The organism is Bradyrhizobium sp. T-1, assembly GCF_053592855.1.
Window position 1 is genome coordinate 690,982 of record NZ_JBSGOX010000002.1, and the last position, 20,062, is coordinate 711,043.

The 20,062-nt window shown below is 60.2% G+C and carries 19 protein-coding genes and 4 pseudogenes; 14 read left to right on the forward strand and 9 right to left on the reverse strand.

The window, feature by feature from the left end; translation table 11 throughout:
* Positions 1-40 precede the first annotated feature (40 nt).
* From ACWAT4_RS42645 to kynU, 5 genes are all read left to right on the forward strand, one after another.
* On the forward strand, positions 41-1,087 hold the full coding sequence (locus ACWAT4_RS42645; protein ID WP_237864943.1) for an ABC transporter substrate-binding protein: 1,047 nt from the start codon (positions 41-43) through the stop codon (positions 1,085-1,087).
* Positions 1,087-1,932 carry an ABC transporter ATP-binding protein gene (locus ACWAT4_RS42650; RefSeq protein WP_164933581.1) on the forward strand — a complete coding sequence of 282 codons (846 nt, stop codon included), beginning with the start codon at positions 1,087-1,089 and terminating at the stop codon, positions 1,930-1,932. Before ACWAT4_RS42645 ends, ACWAT4_RS42650 begins: the two co-directional genes overlap by 1 nt.
* A 2-nt stretch (positions 1,933-1,934) precedes the next feature.
* Positions 1,935-2,786 carry an ABC transporter permease gene (locus tag ACWAT4_RS42655; protein ID WP_128929959.1) on the forward strand — a complete coding sequence of 284 codons (852 nt, stop codon included), beginning with the start codon at positions 1,935-1,937 and terminating at the stop codon, positions 2,784-2,786.
* Positions 2,787-3,042: 256 nt separating this feature from the next.
* A complete protein-coding gene (gene kynA / locus ACWAT4_RS42660; protein WP_128929958.1) occupies positions 3,043-3,882 on the forward strand; it encodes a tryptophan 2,3-dioxygenase in 840 nt (279 codons plus the stop codon).
* A complete protein-coding gene (gene kynU / locus ACWAT4_RS42665) occupies positions 3,879-5,093 on the forward strand; it encodes a kynureninase (RefSeq protein ID WP_128929957.1) in 1,215 nt (404 codons plus the stop codon). The genes kynA and kynU overlap by 4 nt, the downstream gene beginning before the upstream one ends.
* Positions 5,094-5,740: 647 nt before the next feature.
* On the opposite strand, the pseudogene ACWAT4_RS42670 reads toward kynU, so the two are convergent.
* Together ACWAT4_RS42670 and ACWAT4_RS42675 are read right to left on the reverse strand one after the other, a co-directional pair.
* A pseudogene (locus tag ACWAT4_RS42670) lies at positions 5,741-5,981 on the reverse strand (IS630 family transposase); the annotation flags it as partial.
* Between the two features lie 224 nt (positions 5,982-6,205).
* On the reverse strand, positions 6,206-6,535 hold the full coding sequence (locus ACWAT4_RS42675) for an EAL domain-containing protein (protein WP_128930197.1): 330 nt from the start codon (positions 6,533-6,535) through the stop codon (positions 6,206-6,208).
* A 68-nt stretch (positions 6,536-6,603) separates the two neighbouring features.
* On the opposite strand from ACWAT4_RS42675, the gene ACWAT4_RS42680 reads away from it, so the two are divergent.
* The 7 genes and pseudogenes from ACWAT4_RS42680 (at position 6,604) to ACWAT4_RS42710 (ending at position 10,880) form a co-directional block, all read left to right on the forward strand.
* Positions 6,604-6,978 carry a hypothetical protein gene (locus ACWAT4_RS42680; RefSeq protein WP_188637391.1) on the forward strand — a complete coding sequence of 125 codons (375 nt, stop codon included), beginning with the start codon at positions 6,604-6,606 and terminating at the stop codon, positions 6,976-6,978.
* Positions 6,979-7,154: 176 nt separating this feature from the next.
* A complete protein-coding gene (gene tnpA, locus ACWAT4_RS42685) occupies positions 7,155-7,628 on the forward strand; it encodes an IS66-like element accessory protein TnpA (protein WP_128929538.1) in 474 nt (157 codons plus the stop codon).
* Positions 7,625-7,979, forward strand: a pseudogene (gene tnpB / locus ACWAT4_RS42690) (IS66 family insertion sequence element accessory protein TnpB). The gene tnpA and the pseudogene tnpB overlap by 4 nt, the downstream one beginning before the upstream one ends.
* A gap of 50 nt (positions 7,980-8,029) precedes the next feature.
* Positions 8,030-9,589, forward strand: a complete 1,560-nt coding sequence (tnpC, locus tag ACWAT4_RS42695) for an IS66 family transposase (protein WP_128929539.1) — start codon at positions 8,030-8,032, stop codon at positions 9,587-9,589.
* Positions 9,586-10,212 (forward strand): UPF0149 family protein, encoded by a 627-nt coding sequence (locus ACWAT4_RS42700; protein ID WP_232995571.1) that lies wholly within the window; start codon positions 9,586-9,588, stop codon positions 10,210-10,212. The genes tnpC and ACWAT4_RS42700 overlap by 4 nt, the downstream gene beginning before the upstream one ends.
* A gap of 75 nt (positions 10,213-10,287) precedes the next feature.
* Positions 10,288-10,476 carry a type II toxin-antitoxin system HicA family toxin gene (locus tag ACWAT4_RS42705; protein WP_128929956.1) on the forward strand — a complete coding sequence of 63 codons (189 nt, stop codon included), beginning with the start codon at positions 10,288-10,290 and terminating at the stop codon, positions 10,474-10,476.
* Positions 10,477-10,481: 5 nt separating this feature from the next.
* Positions 10,482-10,880, forward strand: coding sequence for a type II toxin-antitoxin system HicB family antitoxin (locus tag ACWAT4_RS42710; RefSeq protein WP_128929955.1), 399 nt, complete (start codon positions 10,482-10,484; stop codon positions 10,878-10,880).
* 496 nt (positions 10,881-11,376) lie between these two features.
* On the opposite strand, the gene ACWAT4_RS42715 is transcribed toward ACWAT4_RS42710, so the two are convergent.
* Positions 11,377-12,465 carry a Fic family protein gene (locus tag ACWAT4_RS42715; protein WP_308421745.1) on the reverse strand — a complete coding sequence of 363 codons (1,089 nt, stop codon included), beginning with the start codon at positions 12,463-12,465 and terminating at the stop codon, positions 11,377-11,379.
* A gap of 4 nt (positions 12,466-12,469) precedes the next feature.
* A pseudogene (locus ACWAT4_RS42720) lies at positions 12,470-12,730 on the reverse strand (Fic/DOC family N-terminal domain-containing protein); the annotation flags it as partial.
* A gap of 537 nt (positions 12,731-13,267) precedes the next feature.
* Here ACWAT4_RS42720 and ACWAT4_RS42725 point away from each other — a divergent pair.
* Together ACWAT4_RS42725 and ACWAT4_RS42730 are read left to right on the forward strand one after the other, a co-directional pair.
* The gene (locus ACWAT4_RS42725; protein WP_249798546.1) at positions 13,268-13,786 is read left to right on the forward strand and encodes a helix-turn-helix domain-containing protein; all 519 of its coding nucleotides are present in this window, start codon (positions 13,268-13,270) and stop codon (positions 13,784-13,786) included.
* Positions 13,779-15,002 carry a type II toxin-antitoxin system HipA family toxin gene (locus ACWAT4_RS42730; protein WP_128929953.1) on the forward strand — a complete coding sequence of 408 codons (1,224 nt, stop codon included), beginning with the start codon at positions 13,779-13,781 and terminating at the stop codon, positions 15,000-15,002. The genes ACWAT4_RS42725 and ACWAT4_RS42730 overlap by 8 nt, the downstream gene beginning before the upstream one ends.
* A 278-nt stretch (positions 15,003-15,280) precedes the next feature.
* Here ACWAT4_RS42730 and ACWAT4_RS42735 read toward each other — a convergent pair whose 3' ends face one another.
* From ACWAT4_RS42735 to ACWAT4_RS42755, 5 genes and pseudogenes are all read right to left on the reverse strand, one after another.
* Positions 15,281-15,601 (reverse strand): 4Fe-4S dicluster domain-containing protein, encoded by a 321-nt coding sequence (locus tag ACWAT4_RS42735; RefSeq protein WP_128929952.1) that lies wholly within the window; start codon positions 15,599-15,601, stop codon positions 15,281-15,283.
* Positions 15,598-17,213: pseudogene (locus tag ACWAT4_RS42740) on the reverse strand (FAD-dependent oxidoreductase). Before ACWAT4_RS42740 ends, ACWAT4_RS42735 begins: the two are co-directional and overlap by 4 nt.
* A 40-nt stretch (positions 17,214-17,253) precedes the next feature.
* The gene (locus tag ACWAT4_RS42745; protein WP_128929951.1) at positions 17,254-18,129 is read right to left on the reverse strand and encodes an ABC transporter permease; all 876 of its coding nucleotides are present in this window, start codon (positions 18,127-18,129) and stop codon (positions 17,254-17,256) included.
* Positions 18,122-18,997: an ABC transporter ATP-binding protein gene (locus ACWAT4_RS42750; protein ID WP_206733218.1), complete on the reverse strand. Its 876-nt coding sequence runs from the start codon at positions 18,995-18,997 to the stop codon at positions 18,122-18,124. The genes ACWAT4_RS42745 and ACWAT4_RS42750 overlap by 8 nt, the downstream gene beginning before the upstream one ends.
* Positions 18,994-20,049 (reverse strand): ABC transporter substrate-binding protein, encoded by a 1,056-nt coding sequence (locus ACWAT4_RS42755; RefSeq protein ID WP_128929950.1) that lies wholly within the window; start codon positions 20,047-20,049, stop codon positions 18,994-18,996. Before ACWAT4_RS42755 ends, ACWAT4_RS42750 begins: the two co-directional genes overlap by 4 nt.
* Positions 20,050-20,062 lie beyond the last annotated feature (13 nt).

Consider the following 20,062-nt stretch of genomic DNA (forward strand, 5'->3'; position numbering starts at 1 on the left):
TTAAGCGCCTGGTTCGCAACAAGCAGCAGGGGAGTAATGCATGACCATCACACGGCGCCGAGTCCTTGTTTCGGGCTCCGCATTTGCGGGCACCTCGTTGCTGCCGAGCCAGTCGCGCGCTCAAGGCAAGCCGGTCACCCTCGCCTTCGGCCCCACAACGCCAATCTATGCCATCGGCATGATCGCCGAGCTCAAGAACTATTTCAGGGATGAAGGACTCAATTCGAAACTGATTACAGGCAACTCGGGCAGTTTCGGTCGCCAGATGCTCGCTTCGGACCAAGCGATGTTCGCCCACGGTGACGCCAGTCACCCCCTTCAACTCACGGCGCGCGGCAAGGCATGCAAAATTCTGCTCGCAACTGAAATGGCGTGCTCGTACGCCAATGTTGTTGTGCGGCAAGACCTCTATGAAAGCGGCATCACGTCGCTCGAGAAGCTAGCGGCCTACAAGCGCCCAGACGGGGCCAAGCCGATCATCGCGGCCACGGCCATCGGATCGGGCAGTTGGGTCTATGGCACTTATCTGTTTGAAGCACGAGGGCTTGGCGGAAAAGTGAATTGGGTCGCTGGCGGCGGGCAGGAGATCATGTTTCCGTCTCTCGAAACCAAGCAGTTTGATGCCATCATGGCACCGCCAAGTTGGATCATCGAAATCAAGAAAAAGGGCTTTGGCACTCTGATCTACGATACCTCCCAACCGGGGATGTTTGAGAAAGATTTCGGGGGCACGGTTCCGGTGCTGGTCGTCTACACGCTGGCGGACACGATCGAGCAGGACAAGCCGACGGTACAGGCCTTCGTGAACGCGATTTATCGGGCGATGAAGTGGGTCAAAACGACGCCGCTCGCCGAAGTCCAGGCACTGGTTGCGCCCAAGTGGTTTTCTGGAATCGATCCCACCGCCGTTAGCGCAGAGCTTGGCTTTGACAAATTGACTTGGGCATATGACGGAAACATCGACAAAGCCGCCTATGATCGGGGCAGCAGAATTCGGTCCCGCAAGGGTACAGAAATTCCGGAGACTGCATACGAGGACGTTGTCGATATGAGCTTTCTCAATGTAGCGAAGGCAAAATACAAGTGATGTCCGCGCCTGGCCCCAGCCTCGCCGTTGCCCGAGAAACGACGAATGCGGACGCTGGTCGCACTCGGATTGCTGTGCAAGGACTAGTTAAGCGCTTCAGCGCCGGTCGAGGCGATTTTGCTGCCGTCGACAATGTATCATTCGAGGTTCGCCAAGGCGAATTCGTTGCCTTGCTCGGCCCCTCCGGCTGCGGAAAGAGCACGATCCTCAACATGGTGGCCGGGCTCTTGCCACATTCAGGCGGCCGAATTCTCGTCGACGGCGACTTAGTTGATACCGGCAAGGTAAATTCCAACGTCGGTTACGTGTTTCAGCGCGACACACTATTTCCTTGGCGAACGGTCGAGCAGAATATCGGCTACGGGCTCGAAATCTCCGGTATCACGAAGACGGAGCGTTCCGCGCGGGTTGCCGATGCGATTGGAAAGGCCGGGTTGACTGGCTTCGGCCAGAGCTTTCCTCGGATGCTTTCGGGCGGGATGCGTCAGCGGGTGGCCTTAATGCGCACCCTCATCCTCGAACCTGAAATTCTCCTGATGGATGAGCCTTTCGGCGCGCTTGATACTCATACCAAGCTGGAAATGCACAAGACATTGCTCGATATCTGGGAGCGCGAACGGCAGACTGTGCTGTTCGTAACTCACGACCTCGGCGAGGCGCTTACACTGGCCAGCCGCATCATCGTCCTGTCCGCAAGGCCCGGACGGCTGAAGGATGACTTCCAGGTGCCCTTTCCTCGTCCGCGAGATCCAGTCGGGTTGCGCGAAACGGCCGAATTCGGCCGCCTGTATTCTCACATCTGGCATTCGCTTGGCGAAGAGTTTCGCCGTACCAAGGCCGATTGATCATGGCTACCCGTCGTCAGGTGATCGTGCTCTGGCAGATCGCAATTTTCGCTTTTCTGCTTGTGATTTGGCAATGGGGCTTTGAATGGAGCAAAGCAGTTCTGCCAAGAGCCTATGTTCCCAAGATTCTCGACCCGTATTTCGTGGCGAAGCCGTCATTGATCTGGCAGAGCTTCTTGCGGCTTAGCTGCCTCAACGACCCATCGGATTTTCTGGTCTGCTTCAGGAATGCCGATAACAATCTTTGGATAGCGACGCTTGTCACGCTGAAGAATACTTGGTGGGGATTTCTGTTCGGCTCGGCCGCCGGCATCGTCGTTGGCCTCCTCCTCGGACGCTCGGACGTTCTTGCGCGCATATTTGGACCGTTCATTCTGGCGTTCAATTCGATCCCACGCATCGCGCTCGTGCCACTGATCATTCTCATGTTTGGCCTTGGCGATGTGTCGAAGGTGGTGACCGCCGCACTCGTCGTGTTCTTCATCGTGTTCTTTAATACGTTCGAAGGCACGCGGGCGGTCGACAGAGATCAAATTGCCGCCGCCCGCCTATTGGGCGCGAGCGAGCTGACCATCTTGCGTACCGTTGTCATTCCGTCTGCGCTGGCCTGGGTGTTCGCGTCTCTGCTCCCTGCAGTGTCGTTTGCACTTGTCGGCGTGATCGTCGGAGAGTTTATCGGCGCTGAACGTGGCCTCGGCAAGCTCATCATTGAGGCAGAGGCACGCGCCAATGCCAGCGAAATGATGGTCGCGATCTTTATAATGATGATCGTCGGAACCATGCTGGCGCTGCTTGTACAATATTTGCAATCATACCTCTTGCGTTGGCAGCCGCAGTTCGAAAGATCTGCATAAATCGTCGACCGGCAGATGATGGAACAGCGACGATGAATGCGCAATTTGGCACGCTCGCAGCGCGGGTGGGCGGCGGTGAACGTCTCAGCTTAAGTTGCCAAGCCGAGCTGATGGGGGATGTCCGGATCAGGCGGGAGGTTCCGAGTCGTCTCGTCGTCGAGCCAAATCGCAACCCCTGCAGGCGCAGTCGTCCCACTAAGAGATCCCTGGTCAGAGCTCACCCCTTGTCTGATCGGTCTGACTAAGGACGCCCGCGATGGCCAACAATGACTACGATCCAACAGCAGAAGGCGCAGAAACGAATTTCGCTGCGCGGATGTCCTATAGCGATTATCTGCGATTGGAGACCATTCTCAGCGCGCAGCATCCGCTGTCGGATGCGCACGATGAGATGCTGTTCATTGTGCAGCATCAGGCCTCGGAGCTCTGGATGCGACTTGCCATTCATGAATTGGGTGCGGCCCGCGACGCGATTGCACGCGACGCCGTCGCGCCGGCAATGAAAATGCTGGCGCGCGTCTCACGTATCTTCGAACAGTTGAACAGCGCATGGGACGTGCTGCGCACGATGACGCCAAGCGAGTATACGCATTTCCGGGCGAAGCTCGGACAGTCGTCCGGCTTCCAATCCCGTCAGTACCGCCTCATCGAATATGTTTTGGGCAATCGCAATCCAGCCATGCTGAAGCCGCACGCGCATGATGCGGAGGCGACACGGCTTCTTGAGAGGGAGCTCACAATCCCAAGCCTGTACGACGAGGTGCTGCGCCTCGGCAACCGCAAGGGGCTTGCGATTCCGCGCTCCGTACTGGAACGTGATGTCCGTGAAACGCATCGCCTCAACGATGCAGTGGTCGAGGCCTGGCGCTGTGTCTATGAGGCGCCGGAAACGCATTGGCTGCTCTACGAGCTTGCTGAGAAGCTCGTCGACTTCGAGGACTATTTCCGCCGTTGGCGCTTTAACCATGTGACCACCGTGGAGCGCATCATCGGCTTCAAACGAGGTACGGGAGGCACCGGCGGCGTCAGCTATCTCAAGCGAATGCTGGAGGTCGAACTATTCCCGGAACTCTGGCGCGTCCGAACGGTCCTATGAGCACTACAGAAAACAGATTGCGCGTTTACGAACAGACAAAGCCGCTGTTCAACATTCCGGACGGTGTGACATATCTGGATGGCAATTCGCTTGGTCCGCTGCCGCTTAGCACGGCTGATCGAATGGGCCGCGTCATCCAGCAGCAGTGGGGCGTCGAGCTGATCCGCGCCTGGAATACTGCCGGCTGGTATGTGCAGCCGCGCAAGCTGGGTGATCGGATTGCACGGCTTATTGGCGCTGAAACTGGGTCTGTCACCGTTGGCGATACGCTGTCGTTGAAGGTCTATCAGGCGCTCTCCGCCGCGCTCGAGATGAATCGTGATCGCAAAATCGTGTTGTCGGATACCGGCAATTTCCCGACCGATCTTTATATGGCCGAAGGCTTGATCGCGACCTTGGGACGCGGGCACCAATTGCGGCTCGTTCGGCCTGAGGAGATAGAGGAATCGCTGTCCGAGGAAATCGCGGTGCTCTATATCACGGAGGTGGACTATCGCACGGGGCGGCGTCATAACATGGCCGAGCTCACCGCAAGAGCCCACGCACTGGGCATCGTCACTGTCTGGGACCTCGCACATTCTACCGGCGCGTTGCCCGTCGATCTCGCACGCGTTGGCGCCGACTTCGCGGCCGGATGCACCTACAAGTATCTCAACGGCGGCCCTGGGGCGCCGGCGTTTCTCTACATTGCGCCGCGCCATGCTGATCACGCGCGGCCTGCTCTGTCGGGCTGGATGGGCCACGCCAAGCCCTTCGCCTTCGATCTCGGCTATGCACCAGCAGTTGGCATTGAGCGCATGAGGATCGGCACTCCGCCCGTGCTCGCTATGGCAGCGCTGGAAGCCTCGCTCGATATCTGGGACCGCATCGACATGCATGAAGTCCGCGCTCGCTCGCTCGAGCTCGCCGATCTGCTGATTGGCGAAGTCGAGCGTCTCTGCCCGCAGCTCAGGCTGGTGACGCCGCGCTCGCATGAAGAGCGAGGCTCACAGGTTTCGTTCGCATTTGAAAGGGGCTACGCAGCGATGCAAGCCCTGATTGCCCATGGCGTGATCGGCGACTTTCGGGCGCCCGACATCATGCGGTTCGGTATCACCCCGCTTTATATCGGCAAGGCCGAAGTGATGAGAGCAATCGAGGTGATCGAGCGGGTATTTACGCGGGAGCTTTGGCGGCGGCCAGAATATGACGTTGTGCATGCCGTGACATGAGCGCTTAGCAATGCGTGCGTCTCCACCAAGTCTGCTCACACACAATACCCTGCTGCGAGATAGCAGGTACTCGTCTGGCGGGTGTCCCTTTCCCCGACACAAAATCGTGTTACAGTCTGTGCATACTAGTGCTCGCTGGGATTTTGCATCACCTTCCCTTGGCTGGCTAAACGCCGCTCGCATCGGTTTTTCAAGCGGGCGGCGTTTTTGCCTTTTTGTGTTTACCGCCTTGAGCCAAACGAAAAAGCCCCGGTTTGCCGCCGGGACCTCCCTTTTCCGATATACGCATTTAAGCTGTGTCGGGTGGGACTGAGGAAGCACCCGACGATCTCCGCCTAACCGCGGTGTCCTAATTCATCGTTACGGAGTCCGAATTAGGATTGAACCTACAGATAGGCATGCATGCCGTTCCCGAGCGCCCCCGGCGAGGAGCTCCGCTCCTCGTTCCGCGACGGATCGAAGCAGGATGGAGTGCGTCGTTTCGGCGTAGAGAAGAAGGGAGTGTTCGAATGAACGGTGCCTTCTGGTTATTGCTCTTACTAGCCCGGCTTATCGGTGTCGGAAACGACTGAAACTCCGAAATTTGAGCGGGATCACCCTAACGTTTTTTGGAACGACTAAAATGCGCGAGCACCTAGTGGTTCAGCTCAGTGATTTTGACTCTTTGCGGTGGCTGGATAGGCGCGGCCGAGTTTGGCGCGTGCTTTGTCAGGTTGCGAACATCCACTTGATGCGAGCTCGAGTTTTGCTTCGCCGGCTTTGCCATGCTGCGATCTCGTTTCGGGACCTTTTGGGGTCGTCGATGCGGCGGCCAAGACACTGGCGCTGAAACACGCTGATCTCGCACTCGACCATGATGAGCCAACTGGCGTGTTTCGGGGTGTAGTGACCTGCCGGCCAAGCCGTCTGGCCCCCTCGCCCGCAACCGTCGAATTTTTTGGTCGCGCGCCTTCCGGCGCCGTCGTCGCAATGCCCACTTCCCGATCGAAATTATTTCGAAAAATGATAAGAAAAGGCGCGTCACGGAAAGCGACCAGAAAGATCTGCTGTCATCGGCAAATCAAGCAGACTTCATGATCTTCACGGTCCCGAACGGTATGCTACAATGTGCATTACACGGAGTGCCCAAGCCCCATCTTTCGTCGACGTGACCTGCCACTCATCATGTGGGACAAAACGGCGTGTGGCAGTTTTAGCCTACCGATCAAATAGCCTTGTGCTGCGTTGCAGCCGAGTTTGGGCAACCACGACCATTGCTGCTCCGTTTCGATACCCTCGGCCAGCAGCGGTATTCCAAGACTCCTGGTCCTGCTCACGATGGCACGCATGATCGCGTCGGAGCGCTGGTTGGTTCCAAGCTCCGCGACGAAGGGGCGATCGACTTTGATGCGATCGAATAGGAAAGCGTGGAGGTAATCGACTGACTTGGCTTCACGAGGAATACCACGCCTATCTGCAGGCTGCTGACGAGCCGCGTCGCGGCGACCTCGATAGCCGAGGCAATCTTACGATGGCAGGGCTTCTTGATTTCTGCAAATTCTTCCTGGCCACCTGTGTTGACCAGGTCAACTTCATGGCCGGGCTTTTGGAGCCGGAAGAATTACTGAGGCGGATGGAGATTTGGACCGAGGAGGAGACGCGTGCAAAGCGCCTTCCAAAGGGTTCATGGCCTTTGCTGCGCGAAGCGGTCATGGCGGGCGAATATGCTCGGGGCCCTGCGCGCGGCCTCACCGGCTACAAAGAGCGCCAGGCGCGGGCGGTGCTCAACTCCCTTATTGAAAAGGGTTACCTCGTCTCGTCCACAACACGCTCGCCGGTGAAGCTCGGCTTCCCAACTGCGGTTGTCGATCGTTGGTTTCCAACACTGTATCAGCCAACCGCTTAGAGCCACACGCCAGCCCGCTGCAGATTCGGTCCTGTTACCGCCGCCTCAGAAATTCCGGTATCGAAGGCGGAACCCTGGGGTCAACATTGGGTGTAACCGGCATGAGCCCCCCACCTGGGCATCGCGCGAATGAGCTGCGATACAGCCTGGCATGAACTGTTTTTTGGAGGTGGGCTATGGCAGATGCCATGCATGAAGCCAGGCTTGATGCCAGGCAGGAAAGCGGCTCCTATCGTCGGATCGAGGTGATCACAGGGCAGCGTCGACGACGGCGCTGGACGGCTGAAGAGAAGGCTCGGATCGTGGCCGAGAGCTTCGAGGAAGGGGCCAATATTTCCGAGGTCGCTCGGCGCCATGGCGTTGTCCGTGGGTTGCTGACGGTGTGGCGGCGCAAGTTCGCGACGGCAGTGAGCTTTCAGGCGCCAGGCTTCGTGCCGGTCCGGATCGCTTCCGAGAGCGGTCCGGCGACGGCAGACGAGTCGGACCGGTTAGCGTGCGCGCATAAGGTGCCGCCGCAGATGGCATCGGCTCCAGGCAAGCTTGGCGGAATGATCGAGATCGAGCTGGGCGGGGCACGCATCCGGGTCGAGCCCGGAGTGGAGCTGGCGACGCTTTCGACAGTGCTATCGGCGCTTCGGGGCATCCGTTGATTGCATTACGGTCTGACCTCAAGGTGGTGCTGGCGGCACAGCCAGTCGACTTTCGCAAGTCGGTGCACACGCTGTCGGCGCTGGTGAGCGAAGCGTTGCACGCGAACCTCGTATTGCGGCGACATCTTCGTGTTCCGCAGCAAGCGCGCGGACAGAGTGAAGCTTCTGGCATGGGATGGTAGCGGCATGGTGCTGGTGACGAAGTGGCTGCACCAGGGACACTTCACCTGGCCGCCGGTCCGCGACGGCGTGGTGCATCTGAGTGCGACACAACTCGCGATGCTGCTCGACGGACTTGAGTGGACGCGTGTTTCACACAAGCCTGTGAAGCAGCCGGCCGTTGTCGGCTGAGAGGCGAAGATTTTGCTGGAGCCTGTGATGGGCGGATATATCGTTCGATCATGGCGATTCGTCCCGAAGCTCTTCCGACCGATGCAGCGGCTCTGGCCGAGATGGTGCTCGCGCTTGACGCCGAGAACGAGAAGCTACGTGTGGCGATGCAGACGCTGAAGGAGATGATCTTCGGCAAGCGCTCAGAGCGGCTGGCGGCGATCGTGGCCGAGCAGCTCGCGCTCGAACTGGACGATCTCGCGACTGGCGTCACATCACCTGCGCCAGCCAACGACGATTTGCCTGCGACGAAGCCGGCTGGGAAGCCGCGCAAGAAGGCGAGGCGCAACATCGGCGCGCTACCCAAGCATTTGCCTCGCTGCGAGCAGGTGCTCGAGCCAGACACGACAGCGTGCCCGTGCTGCCAGGGCCTTCTGCACCGGATCGGCGAGGATGTGAGCGAGGTACTGGACGTGATCCCGGCGATCCTGCGGGTACTGCGCACGATTCGTCCCAAATACGCCTGCCGCGGCTGCACCGACGGCGTGGTGCAGGCGAAGGTGCTGCCGCGTCTGATCGACAGCGGCATGGCATCGACGGCACTCGTGGCTCACGTGGTGATCTCGAAGTTCGCCTGGTATCTGCCGCTGTACCGCCAGGTGCAGATCCTGGCCGGTCAGGGCCTTCATCTCGACCGCGCGACGCTCGCCGGCTGGGTGAAGCGTGCGGCATGGTGGCTTAAGAGTCTTTATGAGCTTCAGCTGCGGACGATCCAGGCTTCGCCGCGGCTGTTCTGCGACGAGACGCCGATGCCGGTGCTCGATCCCGGACGACATCGCACTCGTATCTGCCAGTTCTGGGCGCATGCGATGGATGATCGCCCATGGGGTGGCCCATCGCCGCCGGCGGTCGCCTATGTGTTTGCGGATGGCCGCGGCACCGAGGAGATCGCCGGGCAATTGGCCGGCTTCTCCGGCATTCTGCAGGTGGATGGCTATGCCGCCTACAAAGCGCTTGCCCGCGGTCAAGGCGGGGCGATCCAGCTGGCTTTTTGTCTCGCGCATGCCCGACGCAAATTCGTCGAGGTGTACAAGACGATGCAGTCGCCGTTCGCTCACGAAGTGATCGAGCGCCTGCAAGCGGTCTACGCCATCGAGGCCGAGATCCGTGGCTTGAGCGCCGAACAGCGGCTTGCCGCCCGCCGCACCAGGTCCGCACCGCTGATGGAGGTGCTGAAGGCGCGACTGACCTCGATGCTCGACCACCTGTTCTCCCAATCGAAGCTAGTGGAGGCCATCAACTATACGCTCAATCACTGGGACGGACTGACGCTATTTCTCCGCGATGGCCGCGTCGAGGTCGACAGCAACACCGTCGAGCGTTCAATGCGCCCGATTGCGATGGGGCGCCGTAACTCATTGTTCAGCGGCAGCGAGGGCGGCGCCGAGAGCTGGGCAATCCTTGCGTCGCTGGTCAATACGGCAAAGCTCCACGAACTCGATCCGCAGGCCTATCTGGCCGATGTGCTGGAGCGCATCGTCTCCGGTCAGACCAAGAGCCACCAGCTGCACGAACTTCTCCCCTGGAACTGGAAGGCGACCCGCGAGCTCAGCGCACGGGTGGCCGCATGACCCGCCGCCGCCGTTCATCATCTTCATCATCGATGGCGGCAGCCGCGATGCCGCTCGACGAACTTGAGCCTTGGCTACAGGCTCGTGCCGAGCAGCATCCCGTCGCCACCAGTCTTCCCATGCTCGACGGCTATGTCGCCGCGATCGTGGCCGGGCCGGTGTCGATGAGTCCGCTCGACTGGATCTGTCCGCTGCTCGCCATCGACGCCGACGCATTCAACCATGGCGGCACGCCGGAGTTCGCCGCGATTTCGGCCGTCGCGCTGCGCCACAACGACATCAGTAATGTTCTTTCCACCGCACCACATCGGTTCGCACCGGTCCATGGCCGCAAGCCGAATGGCGACGTTGATGCGCGGCCGTGGTGTCAGGGATTCCATGCCGCCATGCGGTTGCGACTATCAGCCTGGGGCCCACTGCTCGACGTCAGCAACATACACCACGGCTTGCTCCTGCCCATCCTGCTGCATTGCGTCGACGATCAAGGGCGTCCACTGCTTGGACCACCAAGGAAAGGCCGCGAGACCGAGGAATTCCTGCGCAACGCCCATGCCGACATTCCGGACGTCGTCGAGGCCATGCGTCAGTACTGGATGCCGACCCGCTACGCTCGCACAGGCTGATCACTGCAGACGTGGGAGCTCATACCGGTTACCATTGGGTTGACAGTCTACACATAGTGTGTATAAATACACACTATGAAAAGCCGGGAAATTATCTCGATCCTTCAAGGGGATGGATGGTTTGAGGTGGGCCGGAAAGGCAGCCATGTGCAGTTCAAACATCCATTCAAGAAGGGTCGCGTAATTGTTCCGCACCCCGAACGGGATGTCCCACTCGGGACACTGAAGAGTATTGAAAAGCAGTCAGGTCTCAAACTGAGGTAAGCGCCATGCGTAACTATATTGGTCTTATCCATAAGGATGCCGACAGCGATTTCGGCGTCTCATTTCCAGACTTCCCCGGAGTGATCACGGCAGGCAAAAGCCTTGATGACGCTCGTGCTATGGCAGAGGAAGCCCTCACCCTTCATATCGAGGGTCTTGCTGAAGATGGAGAAGCCATTCCGGAGCCCTCTACTCTAGAGGATGTTATGGCAGATCCTGATCATCGAACTGGGGTAGCTATTTTGGTGTCGGTCAAACCCGAACAACCAAAGGCTATACGTGTGAATGTCACCCTTCCTGAGGACGTTCTGAATCAGATCGACAAATATGCTGAAGCGCACGGCTTTACGAGATCGGGCCTCCTAACTCAGGCCGCGAAGAGACTCATAGGAGAAGCAGCCTAAATCAAGGCTCTGAGTTCATTCGAAAAAGACCGCAATACGATCAGACGGACGCATTGCGGAATGGGCACCGCTATGTGGGCCGATGCGATGTTGACGCTGTTCAAAGCGACATGCCGAGACGCAGGTTGAATTCTGCCGATCGGCACGAGCGTGGTCCCCGGCACTGTTACGTTGCACCCCCGGACTCCTCGGCACTCCGAGCCTGCGCGCCTTGATCTGCGTCGACAGCACCGTGAGCCACGTTCGATGGAACGAGGCGTGGGATTGCAGTTTGATGGCGAAAGCATTTGGACGAGGTGAATTCCGGCTCCGGCAGCAATTCGGTTGCGGGGGCCGATTTCGTTGTCAGACGGCCAGCCGTAGGCTCAACGGATAGCCAATACCGAATAAAGGCCGGCGGCGTGGACAGTGGTCGGCCAGTTGCGACGGATGCGAAGAAGGCCGCGGTTGAACATGACGCGAGCATCCATGGCCGTGGACCACCTGGACGATCCGCTTAGCTCTCGCGGCATAGTTTGCCTGCCCATAGTTCCAAATTTGCCAGTTCTAAATTTTTCATCCGCCAATACCGGCATAAGAGAACGGATTTATTTCGATGAAGCAGCCGGAGCGCCTCTTCGATTCTGAGCCGCAGCCATCTTCCGGAATTCGCTCTATGGCCCCTTGGGGCCGACCGAGATCTTGTCAGGACCGACCTCGGGACTGACGTTTGCGAGAACCGGCTCTTCGCCGAACGGGCGGTTGATGATGGCAAGCGCCTCCGAGGCGGCGTACGCGGTTGCGCGCGTAGCCGGTCCGCTCCCGTAGGATGCCCACCTCTTCCAGCTGCGCGATGCCCTGGTTGATCTGGGCGGTAGAGATGTCGAGAAGTTCGCGGAGCCGTTTCGCCGTCACGACCGGATAGTTGTGAAGCTCGTCCAGCGCCCGAAGAGCCGCAGAAACCCTTACGGAATTTCCGGCGACCCCTCCAGCGTTCGGACAACTCCGACAGCGCCTGCCGGGTGCGGATGAGCTCTTCAACGGTGGCGGTCACGGCGTCGGCCATGAACGTGATGATCGGCTCCCAGTCGAGCCGCTGCTGGGCGTTCTTGAGGGATGCGTAGTACGTGCCCTTCTTGCTTTCGATGTAGGGAGAAAGGTACAGCGGTACACGCTTCTCCGCCGCCATCATGAGCGGGAGGAGGAGACGACCCACGCGACCGTTGCCGGCGCGAAAGGGGTGTACCGCTTCGAAATGGGCGTGCGCAATGGCCATGCGCGTGATGAACCCTTGAGTCATCTGCTGCATGCCCTCGTTCCGGAGGTAGTCGACCGCCTGAGCGAGGCAATCTGGCACGTCGGGTGGGGGTGGAGGATTTATACTTGAATATGCGATGTCTTTGTTCCCGCCGATCCAGACTACGCGCGTTCGGAAGTCGCCGGGATCGTCCTGATAATCCGGGTCGTCCTTCATCACGCGCGATGGAGATCCTTGATCGATCAATAGTGAAGACGCCGTAGCCAAGCTCGGTGGCCCGCGGGACAAACCTATCGAGGGCGACGGCGTAGCTGCAGACCTGGCGTGCCTCGTTGCGGGCGCCGTCATCGCCCGTCTCTTCGACGGAAAGCAGTTCGTCGAGAGTGCTCTGGGTGCCTTCGATCGACGAGGAACTGACCGCCTCGCGCCTGGTAAGGATGGCGTTGACCGTCCCGAATGCCGCTTGTGCCGCTTCCAGGGCTTTCGCTGCACCGGGGGCGAATACGCCGTCCTCTGGAGGTGCCGGTGGAACGATCCCGTAGTGGGAATCGTAGGGTGGCGGAAGCCGTTTTAGGGTTTCCCGGATGGTGCGGCTGAGATCGCTACGCTTCATGGAACCCAAACTAAGAGGCTAATTTTGCTAGTTATATTTTGGGTTGTTGCAAAAAACCATAACACACCGCGATCGCTGAGGCTTTATTTTGGTTCGCAAGGAAGCAATTCCCTCGTGTTTATGAGTTCCGGCCTTTGCAAAGCGGGTTGATGGATCTGAGGCTCTCAAAGTCTCTTTCGTTATCGGTCCACGATGGATCCGTTCGCCTCTCGGCTATGGCAGCGATGATCGTCTAGGCAGCTAGGTTTTTCGCAGTTTCTTGCGCGGGCGGGAACGCCGCAGGGCCTGGGCCGGGCGGCCTAGTCAAGAGCCGGCCCGGCGAAGGCCGCGCGCAAGCGAAATTCGTCCGCGCTTCATCGATAATTTTACTTATCATGATGGCTGCTTGATAACAATACTGATCGGTCAGCTTGAGACATGTCGGCGTTTCGATATATAATACAGATCGAATGACTTATTTGATCAGGATAATATATTGTGACTTACCAAAGTGAAGAGCTCATCAAAGCCGCCTCCGCTCAGCGCGCAAAGGCGGGCATGAGCCAACGCGCGCTGGCGGCCCGCGCGGGTATGACCCAGGCGCACATCTCGCAAATCGAGACCAGTCGCCTCGAACCGGGCCTGTCGAGCTTCATGCAGATGGCGCGGGCGCTCGACCTGGAGCTCGTCCTTGTGCCGAAGAAACTTCTTCCCGCGATAGAGGGCTTACTGCGATCAAACGCTGCCGAATTCTCGTCCGAACAAGGATCGTCGGATGTCTTCAGCAAGGCCGAACGCATCGTCTCTGGTCAAAGGAAACGCTATGGCAGTTCAGCCACCCTCGACCGCATCGCCGAATATTTTCGCTTTCTGAAACAGGTCCATCTTTCAAAAACCGACCTGGCACTTGTCTCAGATATCGTCGAGAGCCTGCGTCCCTATAGCGTCGAACCTATACCCAGGGCTCTGCTGGAAGATTCTGCAGGCGCGTTACAGGGTGTACGCAACAGGGTCGCTCATCCCGAAGAAGCCCCTCGCCCCGCCTACGCTCTCGACGATGAGGACGACGATGCCTGACGTATCCGTTCTAAATGTCCACCTGCACGATACCCCGATCGCGACTCTCACACTCGTGCAGGGCGATCGTTCGCTGCTCGCCTTCAATCAGACCTACATCGATGACGCCCACCGTTCCACCTTGAGCCTGTCTTTCAAGGACTCGTTCGGGAATCTGCTCACCTCGTTCAAACCGTATCAACAAGTTCTCGCGCCATTCTTCTCCAATCTTCTGCCGGAAGGGCCGCTTCGTCGCTATCTTGCGGAACGGGCGGGCGTGAAGGAACGGCGCGAGTTCTTCCTCCTGTGGATGCTGGGCCGAGACCTTCCGGGTGCCCTGTCGGTCCACCCGGCCGATGGAGACGCGCTGCCCCCCCAGGTCGAGGAGAATCTTACGCCCGATAAACGGCAGAACATGATGCGCTTCTCGCTTGCGGGCGTGCAGCTGAAGTTCTCCGCGCTCAAGAATGATCCCAAGAAGGGCGGACTCACTATTCCGGTCGAAGGTGTCGGCGGTTCATGGATCGTCAAGCTACCGTCACATCAGTATATCGGCGTGCCTGAGAACGAATACTCCATGATGACCCTGGCGAAGGACATCGGCATGGATGTGCCCGAGCTTCAACTGATCGACGTCGAGGCAATCAAAGGTCTTCCGGACGGAATCGGCGAACTCGAGGGGCGGGCGTTTGCCGTGAAGCGGTTCGACCGCACGGCTGATGCTCCGGTCCACATGGAGGATTTCGCTCAGGTATTCGGCGTCTTTCCGGATGAAAAATACGACAAGGCGAATTACCGAAGCATCGCGCGTGTCCTCGGCATTGAGACTGGTGAGGCCGACCTCGCCGAGTTCGTCCGACGACTCGTATTCAGCACACTGATCGGCAACGCCGACATGCACCTGAAGAACTGGTCATTGATCTACCCTGATGGGCGGACACCCGTCCTGTCGCCCGCCTACGATCTGCTCTCGACTATTGCGTACATCCCGGACGACAAGATGGCGTTGAACTATTCGCGCACGAAGAAGATGGCCGAATTCTCAAAGGACGAGCTGGCGCATCTGGCTGCCAAGGCGAAGATGTCGGAGACGCTTGCGCTCGAAACGGCTGCGGAAACGGTGCAGCGCTTCAAGAAACTTTGGAAGGAGCGCAAGACAGAACTCCCGCTGCAACGACAAGTCATCGAAGTCATCGATGCACATACCGAGACGATCCCGATCTACAAGGAGCTCTAAGGCTTGAATAGCCGGGGTTTCTGACAGAATAGAGTGAGAGACGCTTCCTTCCCACTGGTTATTTGAATTCGATGAAGTCCCTGCGCGCGGACTGTGGGGTCAGGCGAGCCTCGCCCGGCGCTGGATATGAAATTCTTGAGTTGCGAGTAGACCGTCATTGACGGTTTCTATCAGATCTATGCGTCGATCCCAGCGAAGTTGCCTCCATCGCGTTACGCACCTACGCCGCAACGTTAGTCGCATTGATGGCGGAGCGGGAGCGAATGCATGCACTGTCCTCAATGCACAAAGAGGAGGTAGCTGCGATCAGCGTTGCGCCGATTGCTCGTCTCGTCGGTCCAGCCGACGGCACGGCGATAGCTGCCCATCACCCCGGCCTCCTTGACGGTGACAAGATCGACCCGCTCTGTCTCATCGGCAAAAGGGGAGACGTAGAGCGCGTCCTCAGGACAATAGAGCTCGCAGAGGAAGCAGGTCTGGCAATCGCTCTGCCGCGCGATCACCGGAAGCCCGTCCGTTTTGTCGAATACGTTGGTCGGACATACCGCGACACAAATGTCGCAAGAGGTGCAGCGCTCGCTATCGATGACCTCGATCATTCCGCAGCCTCCGCGTAAGCCGCCTCGGCATGGGGCCGGACGGCGGTCCAGACTTCGTCAAGGCCGCCCGATGTCAGGTAGTGGCGCTGCCGATGGTCCTGCTCGGGGAAATCGTCACGACGATGCATGCCGCGGCTTTCCTGACGCGCCAGTGCGCTGCGGTACATCCATCGCGCTGTGGCCAGCATCGCCGCGCTTTCACGCGTGCGGAGCAATTCGGCCGCGCCGGCAGCGCCTGCTTCCGAGACATCGCGCCAGGCGGCATCGAGGCGCGCCAGCGCACCACCGAGCCGTGAGGCCTCGCGGAAATAATTCAGCTCATAGGGGAAGACCTCGTCCTGGACGGCTCGCGCCAGCGCGGCCGGCTCGAATGCGCGCCGCGACCGGCTCCGGAGGCCGACCGTTCCAGCCGAGGACAGCTCTCGACCGTCAGCGGCTTGCCGCGCGTAGTCCGCGGCGCCCTGCCCGGCCAGCGTCCCCGACGTCATCGCCCAGGCGGCGTTGTGGCTGCCGCCGCCGGTGAAGCCACCGCAGATCAATTCGCGCGTCGCCGCATCTCCGGCGGCATAGAGCCCGGGGACGGTGGTTGCGCAGGTCTCGTCGACGATGCGAAGGCCGCCGGTGCCACGCACGGTGCCTTCCAGTCGCAGCGTAACCGGAAAACGATCCTTGAACGGATCGATTCCGGTGCGGTCGAAGGGCAGGAAGAAATTCGGTTGCGAGGCCCGCATGTGCAGCTGGACGTCCGCGTCGGCCTTGTCGAGCCGCGCATAGACCGGCCCCCCGAAGCAGGGCTCGGGCAATCGCGGAACGACCGCCTTTGGATGCAGCACCAGCTGCCGTCTTCATAGGTGAAGTTGGCCCAGCCATAGAACAGCGTCTTGGTGACCGAGCCGAACGCCGGCGAGATCGCGTAGGGATTGGAAAACTCCATGCTGCTGAATTCGGCGCCGGCTTCGGCGGCCATGAGATAGCCGTCACCGGTGAGCACGTTCGAACCTAGCGTCTTGCTCAGAAACGCACAGCCGCCGGTCGCAATCACCACCGCTTTGGCGCGCACGGTCCAGCGATCCTGCTTCTGGCGACGCAGGCCGCTCGCGCCCGCAACCGCCCCGGCCTCGTCGAGCAATAATTCCAGCGCCGGGCTGTGATCGAGGACGGTGACGCCGGCCTGCTTGGTCCGCTTGCGCATCAAGCGCATATATTCGGGGCCTTGCAGCGAGTTGCGCTGCGACTTGCCGTGGTCATCCACGGGATAGGGATAGCCCCATTCGGCGAGGCGATTGCTCTGCTGAAAAGTGAGATCGAGCGTGCGGACCATCCAGCGGCGGTCCTGAAGATATCCGCCGAGCTTCTCGCGGCTCGCCATCGACGCCTCGCGGTCAGTCGGCGTGGGATCGACGTACCAGACGCCGGTTCCCGCCGCCGCGGTCGAGCCCGAGGTGCCGCAAAAGCCCTTATCGGCGAGAACAACACGCGCGCCGCGTTCGGCCGCGCTTACCGCTGCCCAGGTGCCCGCGGGCCCGCCACCCAGCACCAGCACGTCTGCATCATATTCGACCGATCCTGAAGGTGCGGACCTACGCTCGGCGCGATGGATTTGGTTGGTCATTGAACACGTCCCCAAGTTCGAACCATTACAATTGGCGCGCTCACGCCGAAACCGGCGCCTTCCAGCGCATGAAGCGCCGCTCGATCACCTCGAGCACAGCGTTGAACGCCAGCCCGATCACAGTGATGCCCAGGATGCCGAAATACATCTGCGGGATCAGGAAGCTGTACTGGCTGTTGATGATGAGATAGCCGAGCCCCGCCTTCGCCCCGACCATCTCGGAGGCGACCAGCACCAGCATGGCAGAGGCGCTGGCGAGGCGAATGCCGACGAAGATGGTCGGAAGCGCTGCCGGAAGAATGACCTTGCGGAACAATTGCTGCGGGCTCGCGCCCATGGTGCGCGCCGACTTGATCAGGAGCGGATCGACCTGCTTGACGGCGGCGATCGTGTTGAGCAGCAGCGGCCAGGCGCAACTGTAGATTACCATCGTGATCTTCGACATCTCGCCGATGCCGAGCAGCAGGATGAAGACCGGCAGCAGCGCCAGCGGCGCGGTGTTACGGCAGATTTCGATGAACTGGTTCAGGAGATTGCCGAGCCGCGCGTACCAGCCGACGAGAAGGCCAAGCGGAACGATCAAGGCAACCGAGATCAGAAACCCGCTCAAGGCACGCAGCAGGCTTGCTGACACGTCGTCATAGAGCTCGCCGCTCTGTGCGAGCTGCCAGCCGGCGGCAATCACCTCGGAGAACGGCGGCAGGAATACCGGATCGACCACCCCAAGTCGCGGGGCAACCTCCCACACCGACAGCAGCACGATGAGCAGCAGCGAGCGATGCCCCAATGCGCCGAGCGCGCGCAGGGCAGCATGAAGCCGGCCGGCGATCCGTGGGGATGCGCGATCTCCGCCTGACAACGCGTTCGGACGCCCATGCGCGAGCTCCAGCAGCGTCAGCGTTTCAAGGCTAGACATGCGCGATCTCCTTCACGTCACTGTTGCCGCGACGGACATCGGCGGGGCGGCTCGATTGTCCCTGCTGCGCCTTCTGCACCTCTTCCCGGAGCAGGCTCCATATCTCGTGCCTGACCTGACCGAACTCCGGCAGCGAACGCACGTCCTCATCTTCGCTGCGCAGCGAGGCCGGAATGTCGAAGATTTGCTTGATCCGGCCCGGGCGCGAGGTCATCACGGCCACGCGTTGGCCAAGCGCTACGGCCTCGTCTATGCCATGGGTGATAAAGACGATGGTCTTGCCGGTGGCGCGCCAGATCCGCAGCAGCTCGGTCTGGAGCGTCTCGCGCGTCTGGGCATCCAACGCGGCAAACGGCTCGTCCATCAGCAGCACCTCGGGATCGTAAGCAAGACTGCGGGCAATCGCGACGCGCTGCTTCATGCCGCCGGAGAGCTCGTGCGGATAGCGGCTGGCAAATCCGGACAGGCCAACGAGGTCGAGGAAATGCCGCGCGATCTCGCGTCGCTGCGCGGCCTTCAGCCCGGCGATGTCGAGCCCGAACTCGACATTCTCCAGGGCGGTGCGCCAGGGAAACAGCGCGTATTGCTGGAACACGATGCCGCGGTCGCGGCCGGGCCCTTTGATCTGCCGCCCGTCGAGCAGGATGCGGCCGCTGGTCGGCGTCGTCAGCCCACCCAACAGATCGAGCAGGGTCGATTTCCCGCAGCCGCTGGGACCGACCAGGGCCAGGAACTCACCAGTGCGAACATCGAGCGTGATGTCCTCGAGGGCGGTGAAACGGCCCAACGGGCCGCCTCCCTCGCCGCGCGTCACGAATTCCTTGCGGACGTGTTCGAAGCTGATTTTGATCGGGCTCGCTTGGGTCACTGGGCCTCCGCCGTCTTGCCGGGACGGAAATAGTTGAAGGCGTTGGTGTAGGTCTCGGAGGCCTTGACCTGGCCCGGCTTGAACAGACCGTCCTTCTCCAGCCAGTCGATCCACACCTGGATCTCGGCATCCGAGATCACCCCGCCTTTGCTCGCGACGCCCGTGCTCTTCCAGTATTTGATCGGCGTCGCGTCCTCATTACGTTTGCGCTCCGCGATGATGCGCCCGAAGCGCGCGCGCACCTCCTCGGGCGGCGTCGACTGCGCCCAAGCGATGGCGCGCGAAATGCCCTCGATCAGCTTGCGTGAGGCCTCCGGATTGTCCTTGATGAACTTGTCGCGCAGGACGTAGGAGCCGCCGGTGAAATTGCCGAACAGACCGGTGTCGTTGAACAGCGAGTGGATGCCGCCACGCTCCAGTGCCTTGTCGCGCAGCACGCCGCTAAGGGTGCTCACTTCGACCTGGCCCTGGCGTAAGGCCTGTTCACCGCTGACCGGCGGGATCGCGACCAGCGTCACCTGCTTGGCTTCCGCTGATGTCAAGCCGTTGCGGGCGAGATATTCGCGGAGCACAAATTCCAGATGGGCACCGAGCGTATTGACGGCGACCTTCTTGCCGATCAGGTCGCGCGCGGTCTTGATTGGGCTGTCGTCCCTGACGAAGTAGCCGTTATAGGTGTTGGCGTCCGAGCCGTAATAGCCGACCACGGCCTTGATGGGCGCCTTTGCCGCGATCAGCTTGAGGATCGCGCCGTAGAAAGCCCCGCCGATGTCGATATCCCCGGTCACCACGGTCTGGATGTCCTGTGGGCCGCTGATGGTGTTGCCGACCCATTTCAGCTTCAGGGGCGCCAGATAGCCGAGGTCGTCGGCGAGCTCGATGAAGGTCACCTGCCCCGCCCAGCCCTGATACCGGATCTCGCTCTTGTCGAGCGGCGGCTCGGCGAAGGCGGGAGCGGCAAGGCCCAATGCCAGCGCGCTGACAAGCAGCCGCCGTGCGGCGCTCCGTGCAGCACGATGCCGCGCTTGAAAAAATTGAAACAGAGAGTTCATGTGTCAAACCCGG

Coding starts and splice junctions, on each gene's coding strand:
- ACWAT4_RS42650 (WP_164933581.1), top strand. CDS start 1,087: ATGTCCGCGCCTGGCCCCAGCCTCGCCGTTGCCCGAGAAACGACGAAT.
- ACWAT4_RS42680 (WP_188637391.1), top strand. CDS start 6,604: ATGGCAGGGCTTCTTGATTTCTGCAAATTCTTCCTGGCCACCTGTGTT.
- kynA (WP_128929958.1), top strand. CDS start 3,043: ATGGCCAACAATGACTACGATCCAACAGCAGAAGGCGCAGAAACGAAT.
- ACWAT4_RS42730 (WP_128929953.1), top strand. CDS start 13,779: ATGCCTGACGTATCCGTTCTAAATGTCCACCTGCACGATACCCCGATC.
- kynU (WP_128929957.1), top strand. CDS start 3,879: ATGAGCACTACAGAAAACAGATTGCGCGTTTACGAACAGACAAAGCCG.
- ACWAT4_RS42705 (WP_128929956.1), top strand. CDS start 10,288: ATGAAAAGCCGGGAAATTATCTCGATCCTTCAAGGGGATGGATGGTTT.
- ACWAT4_RS42735 (WP_128929952.1), bottom strand. CDS start 15,601: ATGATCGAGGTCATCGATAGCGAGCGCTGCACCTCTTGCGACATTTGT.
- ACWAT4_RS42645 (WP_237864943.1), top strand. CDS start 41: ATGACCATCACACGGCGCCGAGTCCTTGTTTCGGGCTCCGCATTTGCG.
- tnpA (WP_128929538.1), top strand. CDS start 7,155: ATGGCAGATGCCATGCATGAAGCCAGGCTTGATGCCAGGCAGGAAAGC.
- ACWAT4_RS42725 (WP_249798546.1), top strand. CDS start 13,268: ATGAGCCAACGCGCGCTGGCGGCCCGCGCGGGTATGACCCAGGCGCAC.
- ACWAT4_RS42745 (WP_128929951.1), bottom strand. CDS start 18,129: ATGTCTAGCCTTGAAACGCTGACGCTGCTGGAGCTCGCGCATGGGCGT.
- ACWAT4_RS42710 (WP_128929955.1), top strand. CDS start 10,482: ATGCGTAACTATATTGGTCTTATCCATAAGGATGCCGACAGCGATTTC.
- tnpC (WP_128929539.1), top strand. CDS start 8,030: ATGGCGATTCGTCCCGAAGCTCTTCCGACCGATGCAGCGGCTCTGGCC.
- ACWAT4_RS42715 (WP_308421745.1), bottom strand. CDS start 12,465: ATGACGGCGCCCGCAACGAGGCACGCCAGGTCTGCAGCTACGCCGTCG.
- ACWAT4_RS42655 (WP_128929959.1), top strand. CDS start 1,935: ATGGCTACCCGTCGTCAGGTGATCGTGCTCTGGCAGATCGCAATTTTC.
- ACWAT4_RS42700 (WP_232995571.1), top strand. CDS start 9,586: ATGACCCGCCGCCGCCGTTCATCATCTTCATCATCGATGGCGGCAGCC.
- ACWAT4_RS42755 (WP_128929950.1), bottom strand. CDS start 20,049: ATGAACTCTCTGTTTCAATTTTTTCAAGCGCGGCATCGTGCTGCACGG.